Source organism: Allobosea sp. GW821-FHT03A12, assembly GCF_058986765.1.
Genome location: NZ_JBYSVZ010000005.1, coordinates 124,525 through 139,115, shown reverse-complemented (window position 1 = coordinate 139,115; position 14,591 = coordinate 124,525). Strand labels below are relative to the sequence as shown.

Annotated in this window: 14 protein-coding genes; 5 read left to right on the top strand and 9 right to left on the bottom strand. The window is 67.0% G+C overall.

What is annotated here, in order from left to right:
- Positions 1–26: 26 nt before the first annotated feature.
- The 5 genes from AC3WLC_RS19230 to AC3WLC_RS19210 form a co-directional block, all read right to left on the bottom strand.
- Positions 27–281: a hypothetical protein gene (locus AC3WLC_RS19230; protein ID WP_493685522.1), complete on the bottom strand. Its 255-nt coding sequence runs from the start codon at positions 279–281 to the stop codon at positions 27–29.
- A 106-nt stretch (positions 282–387) separates the two neighbouring features.
- The gene (locus AC3WLC_RS19225) at positions 388–1,176 is read right to left on the bottom strand and encodes an ABC transporter permease (RefSeq protein ID WP_493685521.1); all 789 of its coding nucleotides are present in this window, start codon (positions 1,174–1,176) and stop codon (positions 388–390) included.
- Complete coding sequence (locus AC3WLC_RS19220) at positions 1,173–2,087, bottom strand: ABC transporter permease (protein WP_493685520.1); 915 nt, start codon at positions 2,085–2,087, stop codon at positions 1,173–1,175. Before AC3WLC_RS19220 ends, AC3WLC_RS19225 begins: the two co-directional genes overlap by 4 nt.
- Complete coding sequence (locus tag AC3WLC_RS19215) at positions 2,084–3,259, bottom strand: ABC transporter ATP-binding protein (RefSeq protein WP_493685519.1); 1,176 nt, start codon at positions 3,257–3,259, stop codon at positions 2,084–2,086. The genes AC3WLC_RS19220 and AC3WLC_RS19215 overlap by 4 nt, the downstream gene beginning before the upstream one ends.
- Entirely contained in the window at positions 3,256–4,350 is a 1,095-nt protein-coding gene (locus AC3WLC_RS19210; RefSeq protein ID WP_493685518.1) for a polyamine ABC transporter substrate-binding protein, read from the bottom strand. The genes AC3WLC_RS19215 and AC3WLC_RS19210 overlap by 4 nt, the downstream gene beginning before the upstream one ends.
- Before the next feature lie 153 nt (positions 4,351–4,503).
- Between AC3WLC_RS19210 and AC3WLC_RS19205 the strand changes: the two genes are divergently transcribed.
- Positions 4,504–5,235, top strand: a complete 732-nt coding sequence (locus AC3WLC_RS19205) for a DUF3750 domain-containing protein (RefSeq protein ID WP_493685517.1) — start codon at positions 4,504–4,506, stop codon at positions 5,233–5,235.
- A gap of 111 nt (positions 5,236–5,346) precedes the next feature.
- Here the strand turns inward: AC3WLC_RS19205 and AC3WLC_RS19200 are convergent, their stop codons facing one another.
- Together AC3WLC_RS19200 and AC3WLC_RS19195 are read right to left on the bottom strand one after the other, a co-directional pair.
- On the bottom strand, positions 5,347–6,189 hold the full coding sequence (locus AC3WLC_RS19200; protein WP_493685516.1) for a lytic transglycosylase domain-containing protein: 843 nt from the start codon (positions 6,187–6,189) through the stop codon (positions 5,347–5,349).
- Positions 6,186–7,469 carry a cystathionine gamma-synthase family protein gene (locus AC3WLC_RS19195; RefSeq protein ID WP_476815486.1) on the bottom strand — a complete coding sequence of 428 codons (1,284 nt, stop codon included), beginning with the start codon at positions 7,467–7,469 and terminating at the stop codon, positions 6,186–6,188. Before AC3WLC_RS19195 ends, AC3WLC_RS19200 begins: the two co-directional genes overlap by 4 nt.
- A 139-nt stretch (positions 7,470–7,608) precedes the next feature.
- Here AC3WLC_RS19195 and AC3WLC_RS19190 point away from each other — a divergent pair, with 139 nt between their 5' ends.
- The 3 genes from AC3WLC_RS19190 to AC3WLC_RS19180 all read left to right on the top strand — a co-directional run bounded on the left by AC3WLC_RS19190 (position 7,609) and on the right by AC3WLC_RS19180 (position 11,237).
- Positions 7,609–8,067: an Lrp/AsnC family transcriptional regulator gene (locus tag AC3WLC_RS19190; protein WP_152017261.1), complete on the top strand. Its 459-nt coding sequence runs from the start codon at positions 7,609–7,611 to the stop codon at positions 8,065–8,067.
- The gene (locus AC3WLC_RS19185) at positions 8,068–8,658 is read left to right on the top strand and encodes a GNAT family N-acetyltransferase (RefSeq protein ID WP_493685515.1); all 591 of its coding nucleotides are present in this window, start codon (positions 8,068–8,070) and stop codon (positions 8,656–8,658) included. It begins immediately after the preceding gene.
- Between the two features lie 146 nt (positions 8,659–8,804).
- Complete coding sequence (locus AC3WLC_RS19180) at positions 8,805–11,237, top strand: penicillin acylase family protein (RefSeq protein ID WP_493685514.1); 2,433 nt, start codon at positions 8,805–8,807, stop codon at positions 11,235–11,237.
- Between the two features lie 39 nt (positions 11,238–11,276).
- Here the strand turns inward: AC3WLC_RS19180 and AC3WLC_RS19175 are convergent, their stop codons facing one another.
- Both AC3WLC_RS19175 and AC3WLC_RS19170 read right to left on the bottom strand, forming a co-directional pair.
- Positions 11,277–12,278: an alpha/beta hydrolase gene (locus tag AC3WLC_RS19175; RefSeq protein WP_493685513.1), complete on the bottom strand. Its 1,002-nt coding sequence runs from the start codon at positions 12,276–12,278 to the stop codon at positions 11,277–11,279.
- A gap of 82 nt (positions 12,279–12,360) precedes the next feature.
- Positions 12,361–13,467 carry an alpha/beta hydrolase gene (locus AC3WLC_RS19170; protein ID WP_493685512.1) on the bottom strand — a complete coding sequence of 369 codons (1,107 nt, stop codon included), beginning with the start codon at positions 13,465–13,467 and terminating at the stop codon, positions 12,361–12,363.
- A 126-nt stretch (positions 13,468–13,593) separates the two neighbouring features.
- Between AC3WLC_RS19170 and meaB the strand changes: the two genes are divergently transcribed.
- The gene (gene meaB / locus AC3WLC_RS19165) at positions 13,594–14,568 is read left to right on the top strand and encodes a methylmalonyl Co-A mutase-associated GTPase MeaB (RefSeq protein WP_493685511.1); all 975 of its coding nucleotides are present in this window, start codon (positions 13,594–13,596) and stop codon (positions 14,566–14,568) included.
- Positions 14,569–14,591: the final 23 nt, after the last annotated feature.

The window sequence follows — 14,591 nt, the reverse complement described above, 5'->3', positions numbered from 1 at the left end:
CGCCGCGCCTCGTTCGATCTTAGGGGTCACCAGCCGCCGCGCCAGCGGTGATAATAGCGCGGCGGGGGCGGCGGGCCGTAGAAGCGCGGGCCGTCATATTGACGGCGCCAGCGCGGCACGCCCCAGTAGCCATAGGCCGGCGGCGCGCGCCAGCCATAGCCGGGGCCGTCGTAGTAAGCCTGCTGGATCAGGACGCCGGCCTCGGCTTTGCTGGGCGACGCCACGCTGATCCCGAGCGCGGCGGCAGCGATGAGGCCGGCAGAAGCGAGAGTGCGAAACATCGTGATGTCTCCTTGTGCCGGAGCGGAAACGCTTCCCGCTCTGGCACGCACAATCGCGTAATTGAGCTGAACCGGTTTTGAGCGGGGCGTTCAGCGTCCGTTTAGCTCAGCGCCCCGCCAGCGCGTTCCGCTTCATCAGCAGGGAGGCCCCGATCACCGCGACCGCCACCGCCACGATCATGATTGTGCAGGCGGCGTTGATCTCGGGCGTCACCCCGAGACGGATCGCCGAATAGAGCCGCATCGGCAGCGTCGTCGCGCCGGGTCCTGTGGTGAAACTCGCGATGACGAGATCGTCGAGCGAGAGCGTGAAGGCCAGCATCCAGGCGGCGGCGACGGCCGGCCAGATCAGCGGCAGCGTCACCGTTCGGAAGGTTTCAACTGGCGTCGCGCCGAGATCGCGCGCGGCTTCCTCAAGCGAGCGGTCGAAACCGGCAAGGCGCGCCTGCACGACGATGCAGGCGAAGCCGAGGCTGAAGGTCGCGTGGGCGATCACCACGGTCCAGTAGCCGCGCTCGACATCGCCGGCGACGAAGAGCAGCAGCAGCGACAGGCCGGTGATCACTTCCGGCATCACCAGCGGCGCCATCACCATGCCGGAGAACAGCGTGCGTCCGACAAAGACCCGGTAGCGCGCCAGCGCCAGTGCCGCCAGCGTCCCCAGCACCGTCGCGAGGGTCGCCGAGACCAGCGCGACGCGGATCGTCAGCCAGGCCGCGTCGAGCAGGGGCTCGTTGCGCAGCAGCGCGCCGTACCAATGCGTCGAGAAGCCGCCCCAGACCGTCACCAGCCGCGAGGCGTTGAAGGAATAGGCGATCAGCGCAACGATCGGCAGGTAGAGGAAGGCGAAGCCGGCGACGAGCGCGGCGAGATGCAAGGCTCCGAAGCGCCTCATCGCGCATCCCCTGATGCTGCTCCACGCGCTCGCTGCAGCAGCATCAGCGGCAGGACGAGGACGACGAGCAGCACGATCGCCACCGCCGAGGCGAGCGGCCAGTCGCGATTGGAGAAGAACTCGTTCCAGAGCACCTTGCCGACCATCAGCGTGTCGGAGCCCCCCAGCAGATCGGGAATGACGAATTCGCCGATCGCCGGGATGAAGACCAGGGCCGAGCCGGCGAGGACGCCGGGGACGGACAGCGGCAAGGTCACGGTGAGGAAGGTGGTCAGCGGCGTCGCGCCGAGATCGGAAGCCGCTTCCAGCAAGGTGCCGTCGAGCTTCTGCAGGGCCCCGAACAGCGGCAGCACCATGAACGGCAGGTAGGAATAGACCATGCCGATCAGCACGGCGGTATCGGTATTGAGCAGGCGCAGGGGTTCGCTGGTCAGCCCGATGCCCATCAGCGCCATGTCGAGCAGCCCGTCCGGCCGCAGGATACCGATCCAGGCGTAGACGCGGATTAGGAACGAGGTCCAGAACGGCAGTATGACGAGGACGAGCAGGATGCCCTGCCAGCGCTTGGGCGCCAGCGCCATCGCATAGGCGAGCGGGTAGCCGATCGCGAGCGCGATCAATGTCGTCAGCGCCGCAATGCGTAGCGAGGAGAGATAGCTCTGCCAGTAGAGCGGATCGTCGCCGAGCAGGCGGAAATTCTCGAAGTCGAGCTGGCCAAGGAATTCGCCGAGCTGGCTGATGCCGGGGAAATGCGGTGCATAGGGCGGCTGATCGGTCGCGGCATTCGAGAGCGCGATCCGCAGCACGATGACGAAGGGCGCCAGGAAGAAGGCGATGAGCCAGAGATAGGGAATGGCCGCGACCAGCAGGCCGCGCCCCGTTCCACTGGCTCGGGGAACCGGCGTGCTCACGACGCCAACACCATGCCGGCCTCGACGTCCCAGGAGAGCCAGACCTTGTCTTCCCAGGCGAAGGGCCGCTCGATCCGCCGTGTTCGGTTTGTCAGCGAGACCTTGAAGAGCTTGCCCTCGTCGCCGCCGACCATGACCTGGACCATGGTCATGTCGCCGAGATAGCCGATATCCCAAATCTCGCCGGCGACCTTGTTGACGCCCTGCGCCGGCTCCTCATGGCTGAGCACGATCTTCTCGGGCCGCAGGCCGATCGTGAGCACATCGCCCGGCCGGCAGCTCGGCGCATCCTCGTCAAGCTCGACCGTGCCGACCGGCCCGCTCTCCAGCGTGACGAGGTCACCCGCGACGGCAGTCACCCTGCCCTCGATCAGGTTGATGTCACCGACGAACTCGGCGACGAAGCGGCTCGACGGCGCCTCGTAGATCAGGTCGGGCGGCGCGATCTGAAGCAGCCGGCCGTGATCCATCACCGCCATGCGGTCGGCCATGGTCATGGCCTCGTCCTGATCGTGGGTGACGACCATGAAGGTCAGGCCGAGATCGGCCTGCAGGTCCATCAGCTCGTATTGCGTCTCTTCGCGCAGCTTCTTGTCGAGCGCGCCGAGCGGCTCGTCGAGCAGCAGCAGCTTGGGCTGCTTGACCAGGGCACGAGCGAGCGCGACGCGCTGGCGCTGGCCGCCGGAGAGCTGGTCCGGCCGGCGCTTCTCCATGCCCTTCAGACGGACGCGCCCGAGCATGGCCTCGACGCGCGCGGCGATCTCGGCCTTGGGCAGGCCCTCGCGCTTCAGCCCATAGGCGATGTTGTCGCCGACGCTGAGATGCGGGAACAGCGCATAGGACTGGAACATCATGTTGACCGGCCGCTTGTGCGGCGGAACGGCGGTGATGTCGACGCCGTCGAGCAGGATCTCGCCCTCGTCGGGCTGTTCGAAGCCGGCGAGCATGCGCATCAGCGTGGTCTTGCCGCAGCCGGATGGCCCGAGCAGCGCGAAGAACTCGCGCTGATGGATCGCAAGCGACAGCCGGTCGACCGCGGTCACCGCGCCGAAACGCTTGGTGACATTGCGGAACTCGACCAGCGGCTTGGCCGCAGGGTCGTTCCAGGGCTGGAAGTCGCGCCGGACGCTGCCCGGCGAGGCGCGCCTTCCACCCGCCTCCGCCTTGCTCACCTGCCGCTCTTGACGCGGGTCCACAGCCGGTTGACCACCCGCTGCGTCTTCTGGTCGTAGGGCGTGATCGTGTAGAGCCGGCTCATCACCGCATCGGTCGGATAGATGCCGGGATTGTCGCGGACCTCGGCCGAGAGCAAAGGCTTCGCCGCGAGATTGCCGTTGGCGTACTGGATGAAGTCCGAGTTCTTCGCCGCCATCTCCGGCCGATTGACGAAGTCGATGAACTTCAGCGCCGCATCCTGGTTGCCGGCATCCTTCGGGATCACGAAGGAATCGAACCACATCAGCGCGCCTTCCTTCGGGATCACATAGCTGATCTCGACCTTGTTCTTGGCCTCGACGGCGCGCTTCTTCGCCTGGAGCACGTCGCCGGAATAGCCGACCGCCAGGCAGATATCGCCGTTGGCGAGCGCGTTGATGTATTCCGACGAATGGAATTTCTGGATGTGCGGGCGGATCTTGCGCAGCAATTCGCCGGCCTTGTCGAGATCGGCTTCCTTCTTCGAATCGGGATCGAGCCCGAGATAGCGCAGCGCCGCCGGGAACATCTCCTCGACCGCGTCAAGCACGTGCACGCCGCAATTGGAGAGCTTCTTCAGCTTCTCCGGATCGAAGACGATGCTCCAGCTGTCGATCACGGCATCGTTGCCGAGCCGCTCCTTGATCTTGGCGGTGTTGTAGCCGATCCCGGTGGTGCCCCACATATAGTTCACGGCGTATTTGTTGCCGGGATCGTATTTGGCCAGCCGCTGCTTGATCTCCGGCCAGGCGTGCTTGAGGTTCGGCACCTTGGCGGTGTCGATCGGCGTGTAGAGCCCGATCGGGATGTGCCGAGGCAGGAAGGAGGCGGTGACGACGACGAGGTCGTAGCCGGTCTTGCCGGCGAGCAGTTTGGTCTCGACCGTCTCCATCTGGTCGAAGGTGTCGTAGACGACGGTGATGCCGGTCTCTTTCTTGAAGGCGTCGAGCACCTCCGGATTGACGTAGTCCGACCAGTTGAAGATGCGCAGTTCCTTGTTTTCCTGCGCCCCAGCCGGGCCGGCCGTAAGAGCGAGCCCGAGAGCCGCCGCAGCGGCCAAGCTATGCATAACCGACGTCAACGTGCGCAATCTGCCCCTCCTTTAGATTTCGCGCGGGCAAGCTAGCAGCTTGCGGCCAAGCCTCAACCTCGATTTCGTGATCGGCGACGCTCCGTCGCGCCTTGTTGCGGCCCCGCCTCGCCTCCTATTTTCCGCAGAAGAATGATCCGACGTTTTTTCCTGTTCTTCGCGCTCGTTTTCCTCCTGCCGCTCGGCACTCACGCCGCCTGGTGGCAGTTGCAGCCGCTGGCCTCCGACTGGGCCCGCGCCGACTGGTCGAGTGCGGAGCTGCTGCCGGCTCCTGCCATCGAGCCCGACGCGACGGTCCACATCTTCGCCGCCCGCGTCGGGCGCTGGCGCGGCGTGTTCGCCCATCACTCCTGGGTGGTGGTGAAGGAAAAGGGCGCCTCGGCCTATACCCGCTTCGACGTCGTCGGCTGGGGCAATCCGGTTCGCGTGAACGTCCGCGTCGCCGATGGGCGCTGGTACGGCAATGTCCCGGAGTTGGTCGGCGAGATCAGGGGACAGGCAGCCGAGGCGCTGATCCCGCGCATCCGCGAGGCCGTGAAGAGCTACGGCTACAGCGATTACGGCTCCTATGCTGCCTGGCCCGGGCCGAACTCGAACAGCTTCGTCCAGCACATCCTTTCCGAAGTGCCGGAGCTCGGCCGCGCCCTGCCGCCGACTGCGATCGGCAAGGACTGGCGCGAGAGCGGCCTCTATGCCGGCTTCACACCGAGCCGCACCGGCTTGCAGGCCTCGCTCTATGGGCTTGCCGGCGTGACCTTCGGCTGGGTCGAAGGGGTCGAGATCAACCTGCTCGGGCTGGTGGCGGGCTTCGACCTGCAGCGGCCGGCGCTGAAGCTGCCGGGCTGGGGACGGGTTGGGATTTGACGTCATGCTCGGGCTTGACCCGAGCATCTCAGGCCGGAGGAGGCTCCCATAGCGCCTTCTCGTCACGAGATTCTCGGGTCTGCGCTGCGCTTCGCCCGAGAATGACGCTCTTCAATTCCGCAGCACCAGGCACGCCCCACCCGCCTGCCGCAGGCGATTGCAGGCCAATGTCGCCTCGCGCAGGCTCTGCGCCGGCAGCCTGACCCGGTAGAAGCGCCCCCTGCCCCGCCCCGGCACCGCCGAGCCCAGGATCATGGTCGGCTTGCTCGCCAGCAGCGAAGCGAAACGAGCCGCGACGCGCTGATAGGAGGCGATGGCGCGCGCCTTCGAGGTGTTGCCGGCGAGCTGGACGCCGAACGGGCCATAGGCGCCCTCGACCAGCACGGCCGGCGTGGTGATGCGGATCGAGGCGACCGTGGCGAGACAATCGGTGTTCTCGCGCGTCGCCGGCGGCGGCGCCTCGCCCGCACCGAGGCGCCATTCCTCGACGGGGCGGCCGGTGATGAAGCGGACATAGGCCTGCGTCTCGTAAGGCAGCGTGCCGCCGCGCTCGACCCAGCGCGCGACGCGGTTCGGGCCGCCGTTGTAGGCGGCTGCGGCAAGGCCGAGATTGCCGAACTGGTTCTTCAGCGCCGCGAGGAAGGCGGCGGAATGCGGAATCGCCGCCTCCGGATCGAACGGATCGGCAAGGCCGCGCTCATTCGCCGTGCCCGGCATGAACTGGGCGATGCCCTGCGCGCCGGCCGGGCTGACGACGTTCGGCCGGAAGCTGCTCTCGCGCCAGATCAGGCGGGTGAAGAAGGCGACCGGCAGATCATGCGTCTTCGCGGCGCCTTCGATCAGGCGGCAGATGGTCTGGGCCACGCTCTCGGTCTGCGGCTCGGCCAAGGCCGGGCCGCCGAAGAACGTGGCGGCGAGCGCCGCGACGAGAATGCGGCGCCGCCCTGCCCTCACGCGGCGTCGAGCGCCTGGGCGAGATCCGAGATCAGGTCCTCGATGTTCTCGATGCCGACCGAGATGCGGATCAGCGCGTCGGTGAGGCCGATCTCCTCGCGCAGTTCGCGGGCGACGCCGGAATGGGTCATCGCGGCGGGGTGCGAGACCAGCGTCTCGGTGCCCCCCAAGCTGACCGCGAGCTTCATGATCTGGAGGTTGTCGAGGACGGCGAAGGCCTCCTTCTCGCCGCCCTTGACGTCGAAGGCGAAGGTCGAGCCGGGCTCGACGCATTGCCGATCGAACACGGCCTTGCGCGGGTCACCCTCGGCGAGGTCGCCGAGATAATGGACCTTGGCGATCTTCGGGTGCTTGCGCAGATAGTCGGCGACCTTGCGGCCGTTCTCGTTGGCGCGATGCATGCGGATGTCGAGTGTCTCGAGCGAGCGCATCAGCATCCAGCAGGAGTTCGGATCGAGCTGGGTACCGAGCGAGCCGCGCCAGCTCTTCACCTGCCGCACCAGCGCCTTGGAGCCGCTGATCGAGCCGCCGACGAGATCGCTATGCCCGCCGACATATTTGGTCAGCGACAGCAGGGTGAGATCGGCGCCGTGCTTCAGCGGCTTCTGGAAGATCGGCCCGAGCATGGTGTTGTCGACCACGACCGGCGGGCGATGGCCCTGGCTCTTTTCCAGCTCGTCGGCGATCGCCTTGCAGGCGGCGAGGTCGACGAGGCCATTAGTCGGGTTGGCGGGGGTCTCGACCAGGATCATCGCGACCCGGCCCTTGGCGGCGGCATCCTGCGCGACCTTGCGCATCTGCGCGACGTCGACACCATCGGTGAAGCCGAAGGGCGTGACGCCGAAGGCGCCCATCTGGTTCTTCAGCAGCGTCTCGGTGCCGCCATAGAGCGGGCGGCTGTGGACGATGGTGTCGCCCGGACGCAGGAAGGCAAAGCAGGTCGTCGCGATCGCCGCCATGCCGCTGGCGAAGACGGCGCAGGCCTCGGCCTCGTCCCAGATCGCCAGGCGATCCTCGAGGATCTCCATGTTCGGGTGGTTGAAGCGCGAATAGACCAGACCCGACTTCTCGCCCGGCTTGAGCTGGCGGCGGCCGGCGGTCAGATCGAAGAAATCCTTGCCCTGCTGGGCGTTCTCGAAAACGAAGGTCGAGGTCAGGAAGACCGGCGGCTTGAGCGCGCCTTCCGACATGGCCGGCGAATAGCCATAGCCCATCATCAGGGTCTCGGGATGGAGCCGGCGATTGGCGATCCGGTCCTTGTGGTAGTTGTCGTCGCTCATGACTTACCTCCTCGCCGGCCAGCGCGGCCCCGCGACGCGAGCCTAGGACGATCCTAAGGCCATTGCATGAACGATCATCCGTGCCCTAGAGCAAGATTTTGCAGCTTCCTGCTCACCTGAGCGCCAGACGGAGCAGATCATGCTCGATACGATCGACCGCCGCATGCTGACCCTGCTGCAGGAGGATGGCCGCATCACCAATCAGGACCTGTCGGAGAAGATCGGCCTGTCGCCGACGCCGTGCCTGCGCCGTCTCAAGCGGCTGGAGGAGACGGGCGTCATCAGGGGCTATTCGGCGATCGTCGACCCCAAGGCCTATGGCCTGCCCTTCAGCGTCTTCGTCTCGGTCCGGCTCTCCCAGCAGAACACGGAGCAGATCGCCGAGTTCGAGAAGGCAGTCGAAAGCTGGCCCGAAGTGGCCGAGTGCTATCTGATGACCGGCTCGCAGGATTACCTGCTGCGCGTGCTGACCGACGGCATTGAGGGCTATGAGCGCTTCCTGAAGCAGAAGATGACGCGACTGAAATGCGTCCAGTCGGTCGAATCCAATTTCGCCCTGGCGACGATCAAGAAGCGGGTCGGCCTGCCGCCGCTCTAGGTGGTTTCGAGGAAAGAAGGCTGCAGCGCCGTGGACGTCAGAATCGAAACCTCGCGCCTCGTTCTGCGCCCCTGGAGCGAGGCAGACATCGACCAGCTCGCGCTGGGCTTGAACGATCTCGAGGTCGCAAGATGGCTCGCCTTCGTTCCCCATCCCTATTCGGCGTCGCACGCCAGGGATTGGGTCAGGCGATGCCAGGAGATGGCGAGTGCGAGCACACTTCCGACTGCCTACGAATTTGCGATCGAACTCAGATCCGAGCAGCGCGTGATCGGCGGGATCAGTCTCAACAAGGTCGATCGGACCGCCGGGACTGGTGGCGGCGGCATCTGGATCGCGAACGGTTATCAAGGCCGCGGCTATGGACGCGAAGCCTTCGGGGCGAAGATCCGGTTCGCCTTTCGCGAGCTGGGCCTGACCAAGCTGGTCAACGGCTATTTCGACGGCAATGAAAGCTCCTGGGCGATGCAGCGCAAGCTCGGCTATCGGCCTGCCGGCGAGGTCGCCAGCAGTTGCATGGCGGACGGGCGGCTGACGATCGAACATGTGACGGCTTTGCAGCACAGCGACTGGCAGGATCGCGAGGACTGACCGCCCAACCGGGCAAGAAACGATCCGCGCCACATGCCGGCTCGGCAGGGCCGCCATGTGGTCATATGCGGTGGCCGGCCTCCGCTCTCCCCCTAAGCTCCCCCGGCAAGGCCCGCCGCAAAAGGCGAGCCGCACGGAGGAACACCATGAGCAGAGCAGATCGCGCCAACGGCGCAGCGTCGCTGTTTGCCATTGCCACCGCCATGATCGCGGCATGCCTGCCCGCCCGGGCCGAACTGTCGAGCGCGGTCAAGCGTTCAGAGCAGACGGTCGCGGGCCTGCAGGGACCGGCAGAACTGATCCTCGATCAATGGGGCGTGGCACATATCTACGCCGCCTCGTCTCGCGATGCCCTGTTTCTGCAGGGCTACAACGCGGCGCGCGACCGGCTCTGGCAGATCGATCTCTGGCGCAAGCGCGGGCTCGGGCTGCTGGCCAAGGATTTCGGCCCGTCCTATGTCGCGCAGGACCGTGCCGCCCGGCTCTTCCTCTATCGCGGCGAGATGGACAAGGAATGGGCCGCCTATGGCCCCGACGCCAAGGCCTATACCGACGCCTTCGTCGCCGGCATCAATGCCCGCGTCGACGAAGTGCGCGCCGGCAAGCAGCCATTGCCGCTCGACTTTCGTGTCTCCGGCACCTTGCCGGATCGCTGGAGCGCCGAGGATGTGGTGCGCATCCGCAGCCATGGCCTGACCCGCAACGTGATGTCCGAGGTGGTGCGCGCCCGCGTCGCCTGCGCCGCCGGCGTCGAGGCCGACCGCTTCCGGCGCGTGCTGGAGCCGGCGGTGAAAACGAAGGTACCTGACGGGCTCGATCCCTGCGCGATCAAGCCCGACATCCTCGACGACTATAATCTCGCGACCCGCGACGTCACCTTCGCTGCCCCCGGCGAAAAGCGCGCGGCGCTCGACCGCGACGCCATCTTTGCTGCGGCGGGCGACAGCGTGTCGACCATCGGCTCGAACAACTGGACGATCGCGGCAAGCCGCACTGCGACCGGCCGTCCGATCCTGGCGAACGATCCGCACCGCGCCCATGGCGTTCCGTCGCTGCGCTACGTCGTGCACCTCAACGCGCCCGGCCTCTCGGTGATCGGCGCGGGTGAGCCGGCCCTGCCCGGCATCTCGATCGGCCATAATGGCGAGATCGCCTTCGGCCTGACGATCTTCGCGATCGATCAGGAGGACCTCTACGTCTACGAGACCAACCCGGCCAATCCGAACCAGTATCGCTATGGCAGCGGCTGGGAGGAGATGAAGACCGTCAGCGAGACGATCGAGGTCAAGGGCGAGGCGCCACGCCAGATCGACCTGAAATTCACCCGCCACGGCCCGATCATGAAGGCCGAGCCCGAGGAGAAGCGCGCCTTCGCGATCCGCACGGTCTGGTTCGAGCCGGGAACCTCGGCCTATTTCAACTCGGCCGAATACATGACGGCGAAGGACTGGGCCGGCTTCAAGAAGGCGATGGCCGAATGGGGCGCGCCGTCCGAGAACCAGGTCTATGCCGACAACAAGGGCAATATCGGCTGGATCGTCGGCGGACGCGCACCGCAGCGACCGAACCATGACGGGCTGATGCCGGTGCCCGGCGATGGCCGCTATGAATGGACCGGTTTCCTCAAGGCCGGCGAATTGCCCGAGGTCTACAACCCGACCGAAGGCTTCTTCGCCACAGCCAACGAGATGAACATTCCCAAGGATCATCCGCTGCTCGCCAAGCGGATCGGCTATGAATGGTCCGACCCCTCGCGGATCAACCGGATCAAGGCCGTGCTCGGCACCAAGACCAAGGTGACGCTCGCCGATGCGATGGCCCTGCAGAACGACGACAATTCGGAGAATGCCCGCAAGCTCGCCGCCTTGCTGGCGCCGCTGTCCTCGGACGATCCGGTCACGGCCGAGGGCCTGAAGCTGATCAAGAGCTGGAACCAGGAGATCGCAGTCGACAGCGCCGCTGCAGCCTTGTCCGAAGTCTGGATGAGCAAGCATCTCGGCCGCGCCCTGACGGCCAAGGCCGTGCCGGAAAAGGCGCGCAGCGTGATCGGCCCGCTCGATGTCGCGGCGGTCGTCGCCTATCTCGAAGCGCCCGACAGCGCGCTCGGCGCTGATCCGAAGGCCGCACGCAATGCCCTGCTGCTCGAGACGCTGAAAGCGGCGATGGAGGAGTTGCGGCAGACACTCGGCCCGGACACGGCGACATGGAACTGGGGCAAGATCCATCACGCCCAGTTCGACCATGCGCTCTCGCCGCTCGCCGGCGGACCGGACCGGGCGCAGCTCAATGGCGGCCGGCTCGCCATGGGCGGCTCGGCCTTCAGCCCGCGCGCAGCCTCCTATCGCATCTCCGACTTCAAGGTGACTGCCGGCGCCTCGTTCCGCATGGTGCTGGACGTCGGCAACTGGGACGACAGCCGCTTCATCAACACGCCCGGCCAGTCGGGCGACGCCTACAGCCCGCATTATCGCGATCTCGCGCCGCTCTGGGCCGCCGGCGACTATGCGCCGCTGCTCTATTCGCGCGAGGCGATCGAGAAGGCGGCGCGCTCGGTCATCGCACTCAAGCCGGCCGGCTGACCTGGCAAGAACGGAAAACGGAGGCTCCGGCCTCCGTTTTCAGGAGCGCGACCGATCGATGGCGCGACGCACGACCTGCGTGACCTCGCTGTTCGACAGGAAGAGGTCGTGGCGCAGCAGGCTCCAGCCGCGGCCGGCGGTATCGGCGACGCGCACGCCGAGCTGCTCCAGCCGCTCGCGATCGGCGGCACCGGCGCGGGCGACGCCGCCGGCGATGCGGGAGGAGACCGCCAGCGCCTTGTCGCCGGGATCGATGATCACGGTCATCCGCCCAGCGATCGGTCCGAGCCGCGGCACGGTCTGCTCGAAGGCGTCGATGTCGACATCGGGCGAGGCCAGCACCACGGCGCCGATTCGGTCGGACAGCCCCTCGAAATCGCGCAACTCGCGCAGGCCTTCCAAGGTCAGGAAGCTGCCCATCGAATGCGCGACGATGTTGATCCGCCCGATCGTCGGGTTGGCGACCAGCGCCTTCAGCGTCTGGACGAAGCCGTCACGCGACCAGAGCGCGCTCTCGCGGTCATAGGCATAGGCGAGCAGGCCGCCGCCGGACGGCCAGGTGAACAGCGCGGTGCGCCCCTCGAAGGCGAGCGCATGCGAGAGCTGGCCGGCGCTGCGCGCGGCCGACTCGAAGGTCTCGTTGAAGCCGTGCACGTAGAGCAGCACGTCGCGGCCGGTCGCAGCGTCCGAGAAGGCACGGGCGGCATCGCTCGCACTGCGCCGGGTCACGCCGAGCACGGCCCAGTCGCCACTGACGACGGAACTCACCTGCGCAGCGACGCCGCGGCCCGGCGCCGACAGCCTGACCTCGGCGAAGGTCAGCCCGGTGCCGCGCTCCGAGCCGAAATAAGGTGGGCGATCGCCCATCGGCTTGCGCGTGGTCGCAACCAGCAGCTGCGGCTCCTTGCCGAAGCTCGACGAATCCGCCGGCCCGATGAAGGGCGAGACCGAGGCTTCGCTCTGCGCGCAGCCGGCCAGCCCGAGCCCGAGTAGGCTGACGAAGGAGCGGCGTGAAACGGCGTATCGCGAAGGCGAGGTCACTGGCGAGATCCAGGATTGGGGGCGTGCGGACCTTCTGGCCGCAAATCCTTAAGGCCAGACCAACGCGGCCAGAATGGGGCGGTTACTTATCGCGCGCGGCGAAGGACGGAGAAGCCTTGGAGTCGAGCCCGAGCATGCCACCCGCCGTGGCACCATCGATGCCGTCGTCGCTGAGCCGCTTGCCGATCATCTCGACGATCCGCGGCGTGGTCGCGAACTTGCCGTGATTGTATTCGTCGCTGCTACGGTCTTTCGAGAGATCGATGATCGTCGCGCCGGCCTTGCGCAGGTCGGCGACGACCTCGGTGTCCTTCTCCGAGATCGCCCCGAGCCTGGCCTTGTCCCCGGCGAATTGGCGCGAGAAGTCGAGTGCGCGATCATCCGAGGAGACGAAGACGGTCACCGGCCGCTTGATCGCGGCGAGCTGGGTCTTGAACACGTCGAGATCGATGTCCGGCGCCGCCAGCATGACGTTGCGCAGCTTGCCGCCGAAGCTGCCGTCGCCGCGGATCGCCGCCTGGCGCAAGGTCTCGACCGTCAGCAATGTCCCCATCGAATGCGCGAGGATGTCGAAGCGGTTGGCGCCGAGATCGCGGGCGATCACACGCAGGCCGGTTTCGAGCGCGTCCCGCGAGAAGTCGGCGCTGTCGCGATCGTAAGGGTAGGCGAAGATCTGCGCGCGCGACGGCCAAGTGAACAGCACCGGCACGCCCTTGAAGCCGGAATCGGTGACGATCTGAGCGAAGCGGAAGGCGGCGTCGGCGAAATTGGTGTTGAAGCCGTGGACGAAGACCAGCACCTCGCGCTCAGCCTGTGAGCGCTGGGCGACTGCCGCCTTCACTTGTTTCAGCATTTCCGGCTCGGTGAGCCGCTCGACGGCGCTCACGGTGAAATGGCTGGCCGGATCGCCGGCGCTGGTGACGCTGCCCGGCAACTCGACCTGACCGACCTGATGAGCGCGCGGTATGCTGATGTCGAGCCGGGCGAAAGCGACCGCGGGGCTGCGCTCGCCGCTGAAGTATTCGGGCTGCTTCGTCATGGCGCGTGACGTCGCGACGAAGATGCGGACCGTACCGACGGTGTCCTCGGGCCTCGCCGCCGACACGACCAGCTGGCGCGGCGGGCCGCCGCAGGCAGCGAGCACGAACGACAACAGCGAGACGAGAACGACAAACCGCAAGCCGGACACGCGACAGGCTCTCCTCACCCCGCGCGACTCGTCTCATCCTCCTCGCCGCTTGGCAAGAGCGGGGATGATGTCCCTGCCGCCAAAAGCCTCGCTTCCGCTGCGATCACTCTCTTGCTACCAGCAGGCATGGTCGACCTCACAGCGCTCGGCGATGCGATTCTCAGGGGCGAGCGCGCGGCGCTGGCGCGGGCGATCACGCTCGCGGAAAGCCGGCGCGCCGACCATCGCGAACAGGCGCAGGCCCTGCTCTCCCGCCTGCTTCCGCACACCGGCAAGGCGATCCGGGTCGGCATCACCGGCGTGCCCGGCGTCGGCAAGTCGACGACGATCGACGCGCTCGGCAGCTATCTGACCAGCCAGGGCCACAAGGTCGCGGTGCTCGCAGTCGATCCGTCCTCGACGCGCAGCGGCGGCTCGATCCTCGGCGACAAGACCCGCATGGCGCAGCTTGCCGTCGACCCGCGCGCCTATATCCGGCCTTCGCCCTCCTCCGGCACGCTCGGCGGCGTCGCGGCCAAGACGCGCGAGACCATGCTGCTTTGCGAAGCCGCCGGCTTCGACGTGATCCTGGTCGAGACGGTCGGCGTCGGCCAGTCGGAGACGGCCGTCGCCGATCTCACCGATTTCTTCCTCGTGCTGATGCTGCCTAATGCCGGCGACGAATTGCAGGGCATCAAGAAGGGCATCATCGAGCTCGCGGACATGCTCGCGGTCAACAAGGCCGACGGCGACGGCGCAACCGCCGCACGCGCCGCCGCCGCGCAGTACAAGGCGGCGCTGCACATCCTGGCGCCGACCTCGCCGCTGTGGTCGACGCCGGTGGTTACGATCTCCGGCCTGACCGGCGCCGGCCTCGACGCGCTCTGGGCCAAGATCAAGGAGCATCGCGCCCGCTTCGAGGCCAAGGGCCTGATCGCCGAGAAGCGCCGGCGGCAGGATGTCAAATGGATCTGGGCGATGGTGCAGGATCGGCTGCAGGCCAAGCTGCGGCATGATCCGGCGCTGAAGGCGCGCACGCCGAAGCTGGAAGCGGCCGTCGCCGCGGGCGAGATGGCCCCGACCGCCGCCGCCGACGAGATCGCCAGGGCGCTCGGGCTGTAGTCTCAGCGCCGGCGCCCTGCCTC

Bases quoted from the DNA above. Each gene is read 5' to 3' on its own strand.
- AC3WLC_RS19180 (WP_493685514.1), top strand. From the start codon at position 8,805: ATGAGCAGAGCAGATCGCGCCAACGGCGCAGCGTCGCTGTTTGCCATT.
- AC3WLC_RS19225 (WP_493685521.1), bottom strand. From the start codon at position 1,176: ATGAGGCGCTTCGGAGCCTTGCATCTCGCCGCGCTCGTCGCCGGCTTC.
- meaB (WP_493685511.1), top strand. From the start codon at position 13,594: ATGGTCGACCTCACAGCGCTCGGCGATGCGATTCTCAGGGGCGAGCGC.
- AC3WLC_RS19230 (WP_493685522.1), bottom strand. From the start codon at position 281: ATGTTTCGCACTCTCGCTTCTGCCGGCCTCATCGCTGCCGCCGCGCTC.
- AC3WLC_RS19190 (WP_152017261.1), top strand. From the start codon at position 7,609: ATGCTCGATACGATCGACCGCCGCATGCTGACCCTGCTGCAGGAGGAT.
- AC3WLC_RS19205 (WP_493685517.1), top strand. From the start codon at position 4,504: ATGATCCGACGTTTTTTCCTGTTCTTCGCGCTCGTTTTCCTCCTGCCG.
- AC3WLC_RS19195 (WP_476815486.1), bottom strand. From the start codon at position 7,469: ATGAGCGACGACAACTACCACAAGGACCGGATCGCCAATCGCCGGCTC.
- AC3WLC_RS19210 (WP_493685518.1), bottom strand. From the start codon at position 4,350: ATGCATAGCTTGGCCGCTGCGGCGGCTCTCGGGCTCGCTCTTACGGCC.